Source organism: Luteimonas dalianensis, assembly GCF_049339425.1.
GTDB classification, from domain to species: domain Bacteria; phylum Pseudomonadota; class Gammaproteobacteria; order Xanthomonadales; family Xanthomonadaceae; genus Luteimonas; species Luteimonas dalianensis.
Map to the genome: position 1 here is coordinate 130566 of NZ_JBMPPO010000001.1, position 14589 is coordinate 145154.

Annotated in this window: 10 protein-coding genes; 5 read left to right on the top strand and 5 right to left on the bottom strand. The window is 69.1% G+C overall.

Annotated features, from left to right (window positions below; genetic code table 11):
• Positions 1–166: 166 nt before the first annotated feature.
• From ACOZ90_RS00650 to ACOZ90_RS00660, 3 genes are read left to right on the top strand one after another with little or no spacing between them, the layout of a single operon-like run.
• Positions 167–1297, top strand: coding sequence for an efflux RND transporter periplasmic adaptor subunit (locus ACOZ90_RS00650; protein ID WP_422891702.1), 1131 nt, complete (start codon positions 167–169; stop codon positions 1295–1297).
• Complete coding sequence (locus tag ACOZ90_RS00655; RefSeq protein WP_422891703.1) at positions 1294–4785, top strand: efflux RND transporter permease subunit; 3492 nt, start codon at positions 1294–1296, stop codon at positions 4783–4785. The genes ACOZ90_RS00650 and ACOZ90_RS00655 overlap by 4 nt, the downstream gene beginning before the upstream one ends.
• Positions 4782–7859 (top strand): efflux RND transporter permease subunit, encoded by a 3078-nt coding sequence (locus tag ACOZ90_RS00660; protein ID WP_422891704.1) that lies wholly within the window; start codon positions 4782–4784, stop codon positions 7857–7859. Before ACOZ90_RS00655 ends, ACOZ90_RS00660 begins: the two co-directional genes overlap by 4 nt.
• Here ACOZ90_RS00660 and ACOZ90_RS00665 read toward each other — a convergent pair.
• From ACOZ90_RS00665 to ykgO, 5 genes are all read right to left on the bottom strand, one after another.
• The gene (locus tag ACOZ90_RS00665) at positions 7856–9061 is read right to left on the bottom strand and encodes a TraB/GumN family protein (protein ID WP_422891705.1); all 1206 of its coding nucleotides are present in this window, start codon (positions 9059–9061) and stop codon (positions 7856–7858) included. The genes ACOZ90_RS00660 and ACOZ90_RS00665 overlap by 4 nt on opposite strands.
• Positions 9062–9083: 22 nt before the next feature.
• A complete protein-coding gene (locus ACOZ90_RS00670; RefSeq protein WP_422891706.1) occupies positions 9084–9968 on the bottom strand; it encodes a carbon-nitrogen hydrolase in 885 nt (294 codons plus the stop codon).
• 250 nt (positions 9969–10218) lie between these two features.
• Positions 10219–11256, bottom strand: a complete 1038-nt coding sequence (locus ACOZ90_RS00675) for an agmatine deiminase family protein (protein WP_422891707.1) — start codon at positions 11254–11256, stop codon at positions 10219–10221.
• Between the two features lie 3 nt (positions 11257–11259).
• The gene (locus ACOZ90_RS00680) at positions 11260–11613 is read right to left on the bottom strand and encodes a hypothetical protein (RefSeq protein ID WP_422891708.1); all 354 of its coding nucleotides are present in this window, start codon (positions 11611–11613) and stop codon (positions 11260–11262) included.
• Positions 11614–11757: 144 nt separating this feature from the next.
• Entirely contained in the window at positions 11758–11883 is a 126-nt protein-coding gene (ykgO, locus tag ACOZ90_RS00685) for a type B 50S ribosomal protein L36 (protein WP_010342887.1), read from the bottom strand.
• A gap of 115 nt (positions 11884–11998) precedes the next feature.
• Here ykgO and cmk point away from each other — a divergent pair, with 115 nt between their 5' ends.
• Both cmk and rpsA read left to right on the top strand, forming a co-directional pair.
• The gene (cmk, locus tag ACOZ90_RS00690) at positions 11999–12697 is read left to right on the top strand and encodes a (d)CMP kinase (protein WP_422891709.1); all 699 of its coding nucleotides are present in this window, start codon (positions 11999–12001) and stop codon (positions 12695–12697) included.
• A gap of 179 nt (positions 12698–12876) precedes the next feature.
• Positions 12877–14565: a 30S ribosomal protein S1 gene (rpsA, locus tag ACOZ90_RS00695; RefSeq protein ID WP_422891710.1), complete on the top strand. Its 1689-nt coding sequence runs from the start codon at positions 12877–12879 to the stop codon at positions 14563–14565.
• Positions 14566–14589: the final 24 nt, after the last annotated feature.

The following is a 14589-nucleotide window of genomic DNA, read 5'->3' on the forward strand; positions in this document are numbered from 1 at the left end:
GGGCGGACGCCGTAAAATCCCCCTACGGCGCACGATCGGCAGAGTATAGCCTGCCCTACAATCGCGACTCCAACGGCGCCAGCCGGCAGTCACCGTGACCTTTGGCGGATTTCCCGCAGGCCTATCGGTGATTTACTTGACTACAACACCAGACCGAGTCCTGAACATGCGCGTACTTCCCGTGGGCGGCCATCACCGATGGTCATTGCTTGTCCTGGCCGGTTGCCTGGTGGCCCTGGCCGCGTGCGGAGGCCCCCCAGGCGGCCCGCAGTCCGGACAGGCGGAAGAGGCGCATCAGGTTCCGGTTGAAGTCGCACAGGCGGGCAACCGCACCATCGCCGCCAGCTACACCGGCACCGCTTCGCTGGAGGCGCTGGCCGAATCGCAGGTGGTGGCCAAGACCTCGGGCGTGGCCCTGCAGGTGATGGTGGAGGAAGGCCAGGTGGTGGAGGCCGGGCAGGCGCTGGTGCGGCTGGATCCGGATCGCGCGCGCCTGAACCTGGCCCAGATCGAAGCGCAGATGCGCAAGCTGGAAAGCAACTACCGGCGCGCCGAGCAGCTCGCCGCGCAGCAGCTGATCAGCGCCGGCGAATACGACCAGATGCGCTACGACCTGGAGAACGCGCGCGCCGCCTACAACCTGGCGCGGCTGGAGCTGTCCTACACCACGGTCACCGCGCCGATCTCCGGGGTCATCGCCTCGCGCTCGATCAAGACCGGCAACTTCGTGCAGATCAACACCCCGATCATGCGCATCGTCGACAACTCGCGGCTGGAGGCCACCCTCAACGTGCCCGAGCGCGAGCTGGCCACGCTGCAGGCCGGCCAGCCGGTGTACATGGAGGTGGACGCGCTGCCCGGGCGCAGCTTCGAGGGCCGCGTGGACAGGGTGGCACCGGTGGTGGATGCGGGCAGCGGCACCTTCCGCGTCATCAGCGCGTTCGAGGGCGGGCAGCAGCTGCAGCCGGGCATGTTCGGCCGCTTCCGGATCGAGTACCAGCAGCGCGCCGACGTGCTGACCATCCCGCGCGGCGCGCTGCTCGACGATGAGGGCGAGCCGGCCGTGTACCTGGTGCGCGACGGCCTGGCCGTGCGCACGCCGGTGCAGCTGGGCCACGTGGATGCGGGCTTCGTGGAAATCCGCGACGGTCTGGCCGTTGGCGACGAAGTGGTGATCGCCGGCAAGGGCGCGCTGCGCGACGGCAGCGCGGTGCAGGTGATCGGTGCGGACGCAGCGGTCGCCGCCGCGCCCGCCGCAGCCGAATCCGCCGAATCCGACGCCGGTAACCCGCAGTGAGCGGTACCCCCGGCAACCCGCACGGCGCTCCGCCCACGGATCCCGTGCCGGCGCAGGGTGCGCGCGGCGGCATCATCGAGTTCTCCACCAGGCGCCGGGTCACGGTGGCCATGGTCACCGTCAGCCTGCTGCTGTTCGGCCTGATCGCGCTGGGCAACCTGCGGGTCAACCTGCTGCCCGACCTGAGCTATCCGACCCTGACCGTGCGCACCGAGTACACCGGCGCGGCGCCGATGGAAATCGAGACCCTGATCAGCGAGCCGGTCGAGGAGGCCGTGGGCGTGGTCAAGGGGCTGCGCAAGCTCAAGTCCATCTCCCGCACCGGCCAGAGCGACGTGGTGCTCGAGTTCGCCTGGGGCACCGACATGGACCAGGCCGGCCTGGAGGTGCGCGACAAGCTGGAGACGCTGCAGCTGCCGTTCGAGGTGCAGCCGCCGGTGCTGCTGCGGTTCAATCCGTCCACCGAGCCGGTGCTGCGGGTGGCGCTGTCGGCGGCGGGCGGGGGCGATGCGGTGCGTCAGCTGACCCAGCTGCGCCGCTACGCCGACGACGAGCTCAAGCGGCGGCTGGAATCGGTGCCGGGCGTGGCCGCGATCCGCGTCGGTGGCGGCCTGGAGGACGAGATCCAGGTGGATCTGGACATCCAGCAGCTGGCCCGCATCGGCCTGCCGCCGGGCAACGTGATCCAGCGCCTGCAGCAGGAAAACATCAACCTCTCCGGCGGCCGGCTGGAGCAGGGCACCCAGCGCTACCTGGTGCGCACGGTCAACCAGTTCGCCAGCGTCGAGGAGATCCGCGACATGCTGGTGACCACCCAGTCCGCCTCGGCGGGCGGTGGCGGCGCCGAGGAGGTGGCGCGGATCGCGGCGGCCTCGGGCGATGCCTCGGTGATGGCGGCGGCGATGTCGGCGCAGAGCGCGGCCGCATCCGACAGCCGCATGGTGGCCGATGGCCGCCCGGTGCGGCTGGGCGACGTGGCCAGCGTCAGCCAGGGCTACAAGGAGCGCGAAGCGATCATCCGCCTGGCCGGCCGGGAGGCGGTGGAGCTGGCGATCTACAAGGAAGGCGACGCCAACACCGTGGCCACCGCCGACGCGGTGCACGCGCGCATCGCCCAGATCAGCGAGCGGCTGCCGGCGGACATCGCTCTGACGGTGGTGGACGACCAGTCGAAGTTCATCCGCGCGGCGATCAGCGACGTCAAGGTCGACGCGGTGGTGGGCGGCTCGCTGGCCATCCTGATCATCTTCCTGTTCCTGCGCAGCGGCTGGAGCACGCTGGTGGTGGGGCTGTCGCTGCCGATCTCGATCATCACCACGTTCTTCTTCATGGATCAGATGGGGCTGAGCCTGAACGTGATGTCGCTCAGCGGCCTGGCGCTGGCCGCGGGGCTGGTGGTGGACGATTCGATCGTGGTGCTGGAGAGCATCGCCAAGGCGCGCGAACGCGGGCTTGGCATCCTCGCGGCGGCGATCGAGGGCACCCGCGAGGTGGGCATGGCGGTAGTGGCCTCGACCCTGACCATCATCGCGGTGTTCCTGCCGCTGGTGTTCGTGGACGGCATCGCCGGGCAGCTGTTCGGCGACCAGGCGCTGACGATCGCGATCGCGGTGGGCGTGTCGCTGCTGGTGGCGGTGACCCTGATTCCGATGCTCAGCTCGCTCACGGGCCGGCCGCCGCTGGCGTTTCCCGAGGAGGCGCCGCGTGCGCAGTGGCGTCCGCAGCCGGCGTGGCAGAAGCCGTTCGCGGCGGTGGGGCGACTGGCGGGTGCGCTGGTGCGCTGGGTGTTCTTCGCCATCGCCTGGGTGGCGGTGCGGATCTGGCGGCTGCTGGTGGCCGTGGTGTCACCGGTCACCGGGCGCGCCAGCGATGCGGCGATGCGCGTCTATGACCGCGCCGAGGAAGGCTATCTGCGGGTGCTGCCTCGGGCCATGCAGCGGCCCGGGCTGGTGCTCGGGATCGCGGCGGCCGTGTTCGCGGTGGCGCTGGCGATCGTGCCGCTGCTGGGCACCGACCTGATTCCGCAGCTGGCCCAGGATCGCTTCGAGATGACGGTCAAACTGCCGCCGGGAACGCCGCTGCGCGAGACCGACCGGATCGTGCGCGAGGTACAGGCCAGGCATGCCGGCGAGGACGGCATCCAGGTGCTGTTCGGCGTCAGCGGCAGCGGCACCCGGCTGGACGCCAACCCCACCGAGAGCGGCGAGAACATCGGCAAGCTCAGCGTGGTGATGGAAGGCGGTGGCAGCCGGGCGCGGGAGGCGCGGCTGACCGAAAGCCTGCGCCAGACCATGCGCGACTACCCGCAGGCGCAGGTGGACTTCAGCCGGCCTGCGCTGTTCAGCTTCTCCACGCCGCTGGAGATCGAGCTGCACGGCCATGACCTCGGCGCGTTGTCCGAGGCCGGGCAGAAGATGGCGCGGATGCTGCGGGCCAATCCGCACTACGCGGACGTCAAGAGCACGGTGGAGCAGGGCGCGCCGGAGATCCAGATCCGCTTCGACCAGGATCGCGCCGGTGCGCTGGGCCTGACCACCCGCGACATCGCCGACGCGGTGGTGCGCTCGGTGCGCGGCGAAGTGGCGACCCGCTACAACTTCCGTGACCGCAAGATCGACGTGCTGGTGCGCGCGCAGGAAGACCAGCGCGACTCGGTCGAGCAGATCCGCAACCTGGTGATCAACGCGGGATCCGCGCGGCCGGTGCGGCTGTCGGCGGTCGCCGACGTCGTCGCCACTGTCGGCCCGAGCGAGATCCACCGCGCCGACCAGGGCCGGGTGGCGGTGGTATCGTCCAACCTCGCCGGCATCGACCTGGGCACCGCGGTGGCGGAGGTGGAGCAGATGGTGGCCGCCGATCCGCTGGGCGCGGGCATCGAGATGCGCATCGGCGGGCAGGGCGAGGAGCTGGCCGAGTCGATCAGCTCGCTGCTGTTCGCCTTCGCGCTGGCGATCTTCATGGTCTACCTGGTGATGGCCTCGCAGTTCGAATCGCTGCTGCACCCGTTCGTGATCCTGTTCACCATCCCGCTGGCGATGGTGGGCGCGGTGCTGGCGCTGCTGGTCACCGGCAACACGATCTCGGTGGTGGTGTTCATCGGGCTGATCCTGATGGTGGGCCTGGTGGTGAAGAACGCGATCATCCTGATCGACAAGGTCAACCAGCTGCGCGAGGCCGGCGTGGCCAAGCGCGAGGCGCTGGTGGAGGGCGCGCGCTCGCGCCTGCGGCCGATCACGATGACCACCCTGAGCACCCTGTTCGGGTTCCTGCCGCTGGCGCTTGCATTCGGCGAGGGCGCCGAGGTGCGCTCACCGATGGCGATCACGGTGATCGGCGGCCTGCTGGCGTCGACCCTGCTGACCCTGCTGGTGATCCCGGTGGTGTACGACCTGCTCGACCGCCGCGGCGACGCCTGGTACGCCGAGCGTGGCCGCCGGGCCGGGCGCTCGATCACCGGCTCCGATGACGGGGAGCCGCAGCGGGCATGAGCATCGCCGAACTCAGCCTGAGGCGTCCGGTCACCACGGTGATGCTGTTCGTGTCGCTGGTGGTGATCGGCCTGATCGCCTCGTTCCGGCTGCCGCTGGAAGCGCTGCCGGACGTGTCGCCGCCGTTCCTGTTCGCGCAGCTGCCCTACACCGGCTCCACGTCGGAAGAGGTGGAGCGCAACCTGCTCAAGCCGGCCGAGGAGGCGCTGGCCACGATGAGCGGCATCAAGCGCATGCGCGGCGAGGCCGGGGCCGACGGCGCGGGCATCTTCATGGAGTTCTCCGACTGGGACAAGGACATCGCGATCACCGCCTCGGAGGCGCGCGAACGGATCGATGCGATCCGCGGTGATTTGCCCGACGACTTCCGGCGCTACTTCGTGTTCAAGTGGTCGACCAGCGACCAGCCGGTGCTGCGCGTGCGCCTGGCCGCCCAGGCCGACCTGACCGACGCCTACGACCTCATCGACCGCCAGCTCAAGCGGCGCCTGGAGCGGGTGCCGGGCGTGGCCCGGGTCGAGATCAGCGGCGCGCCCCCGAACGAGGTCGAGATCGCGGTCGATCCGGATCGACTGAGCGCGCACGGGCTGCAGCTCAACGCCCTGGCCGAACGCCTGCAGACGGTGAACTTCTCGGTCTCGGCCGGGCTGATCGAAGACGGCGGCCAGCGGCTGCGGGTGCAGCCGGTGGGCGAGATCAGCGACCTGCAGGAGCTGCGCGAGCTGCCGCTCAACGAGCGCGGGGTGGTGCTGGGGGACGTGGCCGAGGTGCACTTCCGGCCCACGCGGATGGATTACGGGCGGCGCCTGGACGGGCGCTCGGCGGTGGGGCTGGAGGTGTTCAAGGAGCGCAACGCCAACCTGGTTGAGGTGTCGCGCGCGGCGCTGGCCACCCTGGAGGAGGCCAAGGACGCGCCGGGCCTGGACGGGATCGATTTCCGGGTGATCCAGGACACCGGCGCGGAGGTCACCGAATCGCTGCTGGAGCTGGCCGAGGCGGGTGCGATCGGCCTGCTGCTGTCGATCATCGTGCTGTTCTTCTTCCTGCGCCACTGGCCCTCGACGCTGATGGTGACCCTGGCGATCCCGATCTGCTTCGTGATGACGCTGGGCTTCATGCACTTCTTCGGGGTGACCCTGAACGTGCTGAGCCTGATGGGCCTGCTGCTGGCCGTGGGCATGCTGGTGGACAACGCGGTGGTGGTGGTGGAAAGCATCTACCAGGAGCGGGAAAAGAATCCCGGCGACTCCTGGCGCGCTTCCATCGTGGGCACGCGCAACGTGGCCATCGCGCTGTCGGCCGGCACCATCTGCCACTGCATCGTGTTCCTGCCCAACCTGCTGGGCGAGACCAACAACATCAGCATCTTCATGGTGCAGATCGCGGTGACCATCACCGTCTCGCTGCTGGCCTCGTGGCTGGTTGCGGTCAGCCTGATCCCGATGCTGTCGGCGCGGATGAAGACGCCGGCGGCGGTGCAGCGCAGCAACGGCCTGATCCCGCGGCTGCAGCGCGGCTATGCCAGCGTGCTGCGCTGGTCGCTGGCGCACCGTGGCTGGACGATCGCCGGGATGCTGCTGGTGGTCGCGGCGAGCGTGGTGCCGATGACGCAGACGAAGTTCGACATGTTCGGCGGCGGCGAGGCCGGTGAGCTGCAGGTGTACTACCAGTGGAAGGGCAGCTATACGCTGGGACAGCTGTCGGAAGAGGTCGCGCGGGTCGAGCGCTACCTGGACGAGAACCGCGAGCGGTTCCGCATCACCCAGGTGTATTCCTGGTACGGCGAGCAGGGCGGCTCGGGGACGATGATCACGCTCGATCCCGGCGTGCGCGACAGCAAGCCGATCGCCGAGGCGATCAGCGCCGGCCTGCCGACGTCCGCGCGCGCGGACATCGGCATCCAGGGCGGCGGCGAGCAGGGCGGCGGCATGGGCCAGAACGCGCAGGTGCAGCTGGTGGGCGACAGCATGCAGGTGCTGCGCGAGCTGGCCACCGACGTGTTGCCGATCCTGTCGCGCCGGCCGGAGCTGCGCGACGTGCGCCTGGACGTGGGCGACCGTACCAGCGAGCTGGCCGTGCGCGTGGATCGCGAGCGGGCGGCGGCGTTCGGCTTCAGCGCCGACCAGGTGGCCAGCTTCGTCGGCCTGGCCCTGCGCGGCAGCCAGCTGCGCGAGTACCGGCGCGGCGAGACCGAGGTGCCGGTGTGGGTGCGCTTCGCCGGGGCCGAGACCTTCGACGCCAGCGACATCGCCACCTTCATGGTGCGGGCGCCGGACGGGCGCACGGTGCCGCTGATGTCGATGGTGGACGTGGCCATCGAGCCGGCGGCCAACCGCATCACCCGCACCGACCGCCAGACCACGCTGGCGATCCAGGCCAACGTCACGGACGGGGCGACCATGCAGGACGCGCGCCGGGCGATGGAGGAAACCCTGGGCGCGATGAGCTTCCCGGCCGGCTATGGCTACAGCTTCGCCGGCAGCGGCTTCGAGGAAGACCAGCAGGCGGTGCAGCAGATGATGTTCAACCTGCTGCTGGCGCTGGTGATGATCTACGTGGTGATGGCGGCGGTGTTCGAGTCGCTGCTGTTCCCCTCGGCGATCATGAGCTGCGTGGTGTTCTCGATCCTGGGCGTGTTCTGGCTGTTCTGGCTCACCGGCACGTCGTTCACGGTGATGGCCTTCATCGGCATCCTGGTGCTGATGGGGGTGGTGGTGAACAACGGCATCATCATGGTCGAGCACATCAACAACCTGCGCCGGACGGGCATGAACCGGACCGATGCGCTGGTGGCCGGCAGCCGTGAGCGCCTGCGCCCGATCCTGATGACGATGGGAACGGCGGTGCTGGCGATGATACCGATCTCTCTCAGCGAGACGGTGGTGCTGGGCGGGCTGGCGTATTCGCCGATGGCGCGCGCGGTGGCAGGCGGGCTGGCGTTCTCCACGGTGGTCAGCCTGCTGTTCCTGCCCACCATCTACGCCATGCTCGACGACCTCAACAACGCCACCCGGCGGGTGCTGCGCCGCGCCCGCGGCGATGCCCCGGTCGGCGCGGGCATGGCGCGCTCCTAGAACAGTTGGCCTGCGATGCGCAGGCCGGCGGCCCAGACGCCGACGCTGGAGCCCAGGTTGGTGAGGATGAAGTTGAGCAGCGTGCGCGAGACGCGGTTGCGGTACCAGCCGCGCAGGTCACCGGCATCGTCGCGCAGGGCGAGGAAGTCGCCGTAGGCCGGCTTGCGGAAATGGGCTTCGATCAGGGCGCTGAACAGCCCCGGTGAGACCCCGGGCGGGCGGAACGGCTTGAGCGGCGCGGAGACGGCCGCCGCCAGGATGCCCAGCGGGTGGCCGGCGGCGAGGATCGCGCCCAGGGCGGCGAACCCGGCGGTGATCAGGGCCCATTCCAGCACCAGCTGCCGGCCCATGTCGGCGCCACCCTGCCAGAAGCCCCAGGCGATCATGGCCAGGATCAGCAGGGTGATCACGGTGCCGATCCAGCGCATGCCGCGCGGCGGCGGCGCGTCTTCCAGTCCGGCGCGGATCTCGCCCGGGGCCGCGGTGTCCTCGGCCAGGTGGCGCGCCAGCCCGGCCAGGTGCCCGGCGCCCACGACCGCCAGCACGCTGCGGGTACCCGCGGGCACCTGCCGCAGCCTGGCGGCCATGTAGCGGTCGCGCTCGCCGACCACGCTTTCATACAGGGCGGGGCTGCTCTGGGCGAACTCGCCGAAGGTCGATTCGAGGATGTCGCCTTCCTTGAGCTTCTCGATCTCGGATTCGTCCATTTCCTCGCTGCTGAGCAGGCCGGCCACCAGCCCGGACGCCAGCTTCAGCTTGCCGAAGAAGCCGAGGTTGGCGGAGGCGCGGCGGAAGGTCAGGCCGACCTCCCGGTCGATCAGTTCGACTGCCAGATCGCGCTCCTTCGCCACGGCCACCGCGCGCTTGAGCTCGGCGCCCGGCTCGATGCCCAGCTGCTCGGCCAGCCGGCGCTGGTAGGAGGCCAGGGCCAGGTTGGCGGCGAACATCGCCACGCGGCCCTTGCGGATGACCTGCACCAGGTCGAGCTTGGCCAGCGAATCGGGATCGGTGAGCGCCTGCAGCCGCGCCTGGTCGAGTTCGACGGCGACGGTGTCGAAGCCGCCGCTGTCGATGGCGTCCTCGACCGCCTCCACGCTGGTGTGGGAGACGTGCGCGGTTCCAAGCAGGGTGTAGTGCACGCCGTCGCGCTCGACGATGGCGTGCGGCTGGCTTTGCCACAGGGGCGCGGTGGTATCGGTCATGGGCGGTCGGTTCCGGCCGCCGTCAGTCGATGTAGCGACGCAGCAGATCCTGGTAGGCGTCGATGCGCCGGTCGCGCAGGAACGGCCAGATCCGGCGCACGTCCTCGCTGCGGGCCATGTCGACTTCGGCCAGCAGCACTTCCGGCTCGCCACCCGCCTCGGCGAGGAACTCGCCCTGCGGGCCAAGCACGTGGCTGTTGCCCCAGAAGTCGATGCCTGACGCGCCCAGCGGCGAGGCCTCGTGGCCGACGCGGTTGCAGGAGAGCACGGGCAGGCCGTTGGCGACGGCGTGGCCGCGATGGCTGATGATCCAGGCGTCGCGCTGGCGCTGCTTTTCGGCGTCGTCATCCTGCGGATCCCAGCCGATGGCGGTGGGGTAGAGGAGGATTTCGGCGCCGGCCAGGGCCATCAGGCGGGCGGCTTCGGGATACCACTGATCCCAGCAGACGAGCAGGCCGAGGCGGCCGACGGAGCTGTCGATGGGGGTGAAGCCCATGTCGCCGGGAGTGAAGTAGAACTTTTCGTAGAAGCCGGGATCATCCGGGATGTGCATCTTGCGGTACTTGCCCAGCAGGGTGCCGTCGGCTTCCAGGACGACGCCGGTGTTGTGGTACAGGCCGGGGGCGCGGCGCTCGAAGAGGGAGCCGATGAGGACGACGCGGTGCTTCTTCGCCATGGCGGAGAGGCGTTCGGTGCTGGGGCCGGGGATGGGTTCGGCGCGGTCGAATTCGTCGACGGATTCGTGCTGGCAGAAGTACGGGCCGTTGTGCAGTTCCTGCAGCATGACCAGCCTCGCGCCGGCGGCGGCGGCCTCGGCGACGCGGGTTTCGATGACGGCCAGGTTTTCCTCGGCATCACCGTGGTTGCGCTCCTGCACCAGGGCGACGGGAAGGGTCTTGTTCTTCATGCGGGCATTGTAAAGGGGGTGGTGGATTGGCGTGCGAAAAGCGGGGGCTTGTGGGTTGCGGTGGAGTGCGGCTGTTCACCCGTGTGAGTGGGCGTGGGTGCGGGGGCGGAGGGGTGCGGGGCACGGCTCACCGCAACGACCAGTTCGGCTCTTCTTCTATACGAGCGCCATACGGGTGGGATCAGGTGAATCGCAAGTGCAGGTGACACCTGTTACCGAAGCCCTGGAACCAAAAACCCCAGACCCCGGATCAAAACGCGACGCTGCCCTCGGGCATCTGCATCGTCAGGCAGTGCAGGCTGCCGTTCTGCCAGACGAAAGGTCGGCAGGGCACCTGGACGATTTCTCGCCCGGGGAAGGCCGCGGCCAACACTTCGGCGGCGCGGGCGTCGGCCGGGTCGTCGTAGGCGGGCATGAGGACAGCGCCGTTGACGATCAGGAAGTTGGCGTAGGACGCCGGCAGCCGGCGGTCGCCGTCGCGTACGGGCGCGGGCCAGGGAAGGGGAAACAATCGGTAGGGGGTGCCCTCGCGGGTGCGCATGGCGGCCAGTTCGGCGGCCATGGCCTGCAGTTCGGCGTGGTGGCTGTCGGCCGGGTCGTCGCAGGACTGGTAGACGATGGCGTCGGGAGCGGCGAGGCGGGCGAGGGTGTCGATGTGGGCGTCGGTGTCGTCGCCTTCCAGGTAGCCGCGTTCGAGCCAGAGGAAGCGATCCTGGTGCAGCCAGGCGCCCAGGCGCGACTCCAGATCCTCGCGGCCGAGACCCGGGTGGCGCTCGCGCAGGCAGTGCAGGGTGCTCAGGAGGGTGCCGGCGCCGTCGGTTTCGATGGCGCCGCCTTCCAATGCAAAATCAATGGGTTGAACAGAATTATTCGAGAAGATTCCAGCTTCCTGCAGCTGGCCCACCAGGCGGTCGTCGCGCTCGGCGCCGAACTTGCCGCCCCAGCCGGTGAAGCGGAAGTCGAGCATGCGGAAGCCGTCGGCATCCTGCAGGGTGATCGGGCCGGTGTCGCGCAGCCAGGTGTCGTCGTACTCGACTTCGACGAACCTCACCCGATCCATGTCGATGCGGGCCGAGGCCAGGCGGGCGCGGGCGTAGGCTTCCACGTCGGCGTCGGCGACGCAGACGATGGCCGGCTGGAAGCGGGCAATCGCCGCAACCAGCTCGACGTAGCTGTCCTCGACCTCGCCGAGCCGTTCGGCCCAGTCGGTACCGGCGTGCGGCCAGGCGAGCAGGATCGCGGACTGGGGTTCCCACTCCGCGGGGAAGCGCGCCTGGCCGTCACCCATGGCTCAGCGGATGGCCGGCCTGGGGCCGACTTCGTTCGGCCGGGCCTGGTTGAGCACGGCGTTGATCACCCGGTCGCGCTCGAAGTAGACGGTGAACTGCGGGTAGACCCAGCGGTTGATGGTCGGCCAGTCGCTCTTCTGGCCGCCGCGCGCGTCAAGCCGCTCGCTGGGGGCGCCGAAGCGCTGTTCGACCTGGGCCATGCTCAGGCCGCGGTCGGGCAGGGCGACCTGCGACTGTGCTTCCACGCGCTCGATCAACAGCACGTCGGCGGACGCGGATCCGGCCACTGCAAGCAGGGCGGCGGCCGGCAGGGCAAGCAGGCTGCTGGCGCGGCGGAACGGATTACGGTTGTTCATGGCGACTCCTCCCCGGGTCTGGACTGCCGATTGTAAGCAGAACGGCGCGCTTGCCGGGCGGCGGAAACGAAACCGGGGCCGCATTTCTGCGACCCCGGACGATGCAACCGTTCGCGTGCGGCACGCGGCCGCACGGCGCATTGCTCAGCGCTGGCGCGCCTTGAAACGCGGGTTGGACTTGCAGATCACGAAGACCTTGCCACGGCGACGAACGACCTTGCAGTCACGGTGACGGGCCTTCGCCGACTTCAGGGAGGACAGGACCTTCATGATGTGCCTCTAAATATGGGGACGGCGGAAACAAGCCGCCAAGCATAGCGGTTTTCCTCGCCCTGTTGCAAGGGGCAGTACAATTGCCAATCCCGTCACCGCTGCCAGCCACTCCATGACAGAAGCCGACTCCGGATCCGCCGTCCCCGTCCTCACTATCGATGGCCCATCGGGCTCGGGCAAGGGCACGATCAGCCGCGCGATCGCGGCCCGGATGGGCTGGTACTACCTGGATTCGGGCGCGCTGTACCGGGCGGTCGGGGTGGCGGCCGGGTGGGGCAACCTCGACCTGTCGGACGCCTCGGCCCTGGTGCGCTGCACCTTCGACACCGAAGTCAGCTTCCGTGAAGAGCCGGGCGGGGAGCCGCGGGTGCTGGTCAACGGCGTGGACGCCACCATGGAACTGCGCACCGAAACCGCCGGCGCGGCGGCCTCGGCGATCGCCGCGATCCCGGAGGTGCGCGAAGCGCTGAAGGAGCGCCAGCGCGCGTTCCGGCGCCCGCCCGGGCTGGTGGCCGACGGCCGCGACATGGGCACGGTGATCTTCCCCGACGCCCGCTACAAGGTTTTCCTGACCGCGAGCGCCGCTGAACGGGCGGAAAGGCGCTATAAACAGTTGAGTGACAAAGGGGTTTCGGTTACATTGGCCGGTCTGTTACGCGAAATTCTCGCGCGCGACGCCCGCGATGCCAATCGCGCGGTGGCTCCGCTGAGGCCGGCCGAAGGGGCCGTCCACATCGACACCACCGGCCTTGGCATCGATACCGTCGTCGACCGCGTCCTGGCCCTGCTGCCGGCGCGCGACCCCGCCTGAAGCCCGCACGACAGAGCCAGCCCCGCCGGGAAACCGGCGGATCAACCCATTTGCAAACCACACACTCCTGCGGCCAATGCGCAATCCCGCGCCGGCCGACTCAACGGGTGGACCGCAGCACACAGCCGGAGTTCCCGAAGAACCCGCGCCGCGGTCTGTGTCATCAACCGGATATCAACATGACCGAATCATTCGCAGAACTGTTCGAAGCCAGCCAGGCCCACCTGGCCAAGCTCAAGCCGGGCGCCATCGTCACCGGCACCGTGGTCCAGGTGCGCACCGACGTGGTCGTCATCAACGCCGGCCTCAAGTCCGAGGGCATCGTGCCCATCGAACAGTTCCGTAACGACGACGGCGAGATCGACGTCGCCGAGGGCGATGTCGTCAAGGTCGCCCTTGACGCGCTGGAAAACGGCTTCGGCGAGACCGTGCTCTCGCGCGAGAAGGCCAAGCGCGCCATGGTGTGGGACGAGCTGGAAGAAGCCCTGGAGAAGGACGAGACCGTCACCGGCAAGATCAGCGGCAAGGTCAAGGGCGGCTTCACCGTCGACATCAAGGACGTGCGCGCGTTCCTGCCCGGCTCGCTGGTCGATGTGCGCCCGGTGCGCGACCCGGCGTACCTGGAAGGCAAGGAGCTGGAGTTCAAGCTCATCAAGCTGGACCGCAAGCGCAACAACGTCGTCGTCTCCCGCCGCGCGGTGGTCGAGAGCGAGCACTCCGAGGAGCGCGAGGCGCTGATGGAGAAGCTGGTCGAGGGCGCTGTGCTCAAGGGCGTGGTCAAGAACCTCACCGACTACGGCGCGTTCGTCGACCTGGGCGGCATCGACGGCCTGCTGCACATCACCGACATGGCCTGGAAGCGCGTGCGCCATCCGTCCGAGGTGGTGGAAGTGGGCCAGGAGCTCGACGTGCGCGTGCTCAAGTACGACCGCGAGCGCAACCGCGTCAGCCTGGGCCTCAAGCAGCTGGGCGAGGATCCGTGGGACAACATCTCGCGCCGCTACCCGTCCAACACCCGCGTGTTCGGCAAGGTCTCCAACGTCACCGATTACGGCGCGTTCGTGGAGATCGAGCCGGGCGTGGAGGGCTTGGTGCACGTGTCCGAGATGGACTGGACCAACAAGAACGTCAACCCGCAGAAGGTCTGCCAGGTGGGCGACGACGTCGAGGTCATGGTGCTGGACGTGGACGAGGAGCGCCGCCGCATCTCGCTGGGCATGAAGCAGGTCACCTCCAACCCGTGGGAGACCTTCGCGGCCATCCACAAGAAGGGCGACAAGGTCGAAGGCCAGATCAAGTCGATCACCGACTTCGGCGTGTTCATCGGCCTGGACGGCGGCATCGACGGCCTGATCCACCTGTCGGACATGAGCTGGAACACCGACGGCGAGGACGTGGCCCGCGAGCTGAAGAAGGGCGACACCCTGCAGGCCGTGGTGCTTGCGGTGGACCCGGAGCGCGAGCGCATCAGCCTGGGCGTCAAGCAGATGGAGCAGGATCCGTTCGGCCAGTTCATGGCCGGCCACCCGAAGGGTTCCAAGGTCAGCGGCACCGTGCGTGAAGTGGACGCCAAGGGCGCCACCATCGACCTGGCCGAGGGCGTGGAGGGCTACGTGATGGCCCGCGACATCAGCGACGAGCGCGTCGAGGATGCCAGCCAGCACCTGAAGGTGGGCGACACCATCGAGGCCAAGTTCGTCGGCATGGATCGTCGCGGCCGCACCCTGCAGCTGTCGATCAAGGCCAAGGACGAAGCCGAGACCGCCGCCACCCTGGCCGAGTACAACAAGGCCGCCGCCGAGGCTTCCAGCGGCACCACCAAGCTGGGCGCGCTGCTGCGCGAGCAGCTGGAAGGCAAGTCGGAGTAAGACCGCGCACCGGCGGCCCGGGCA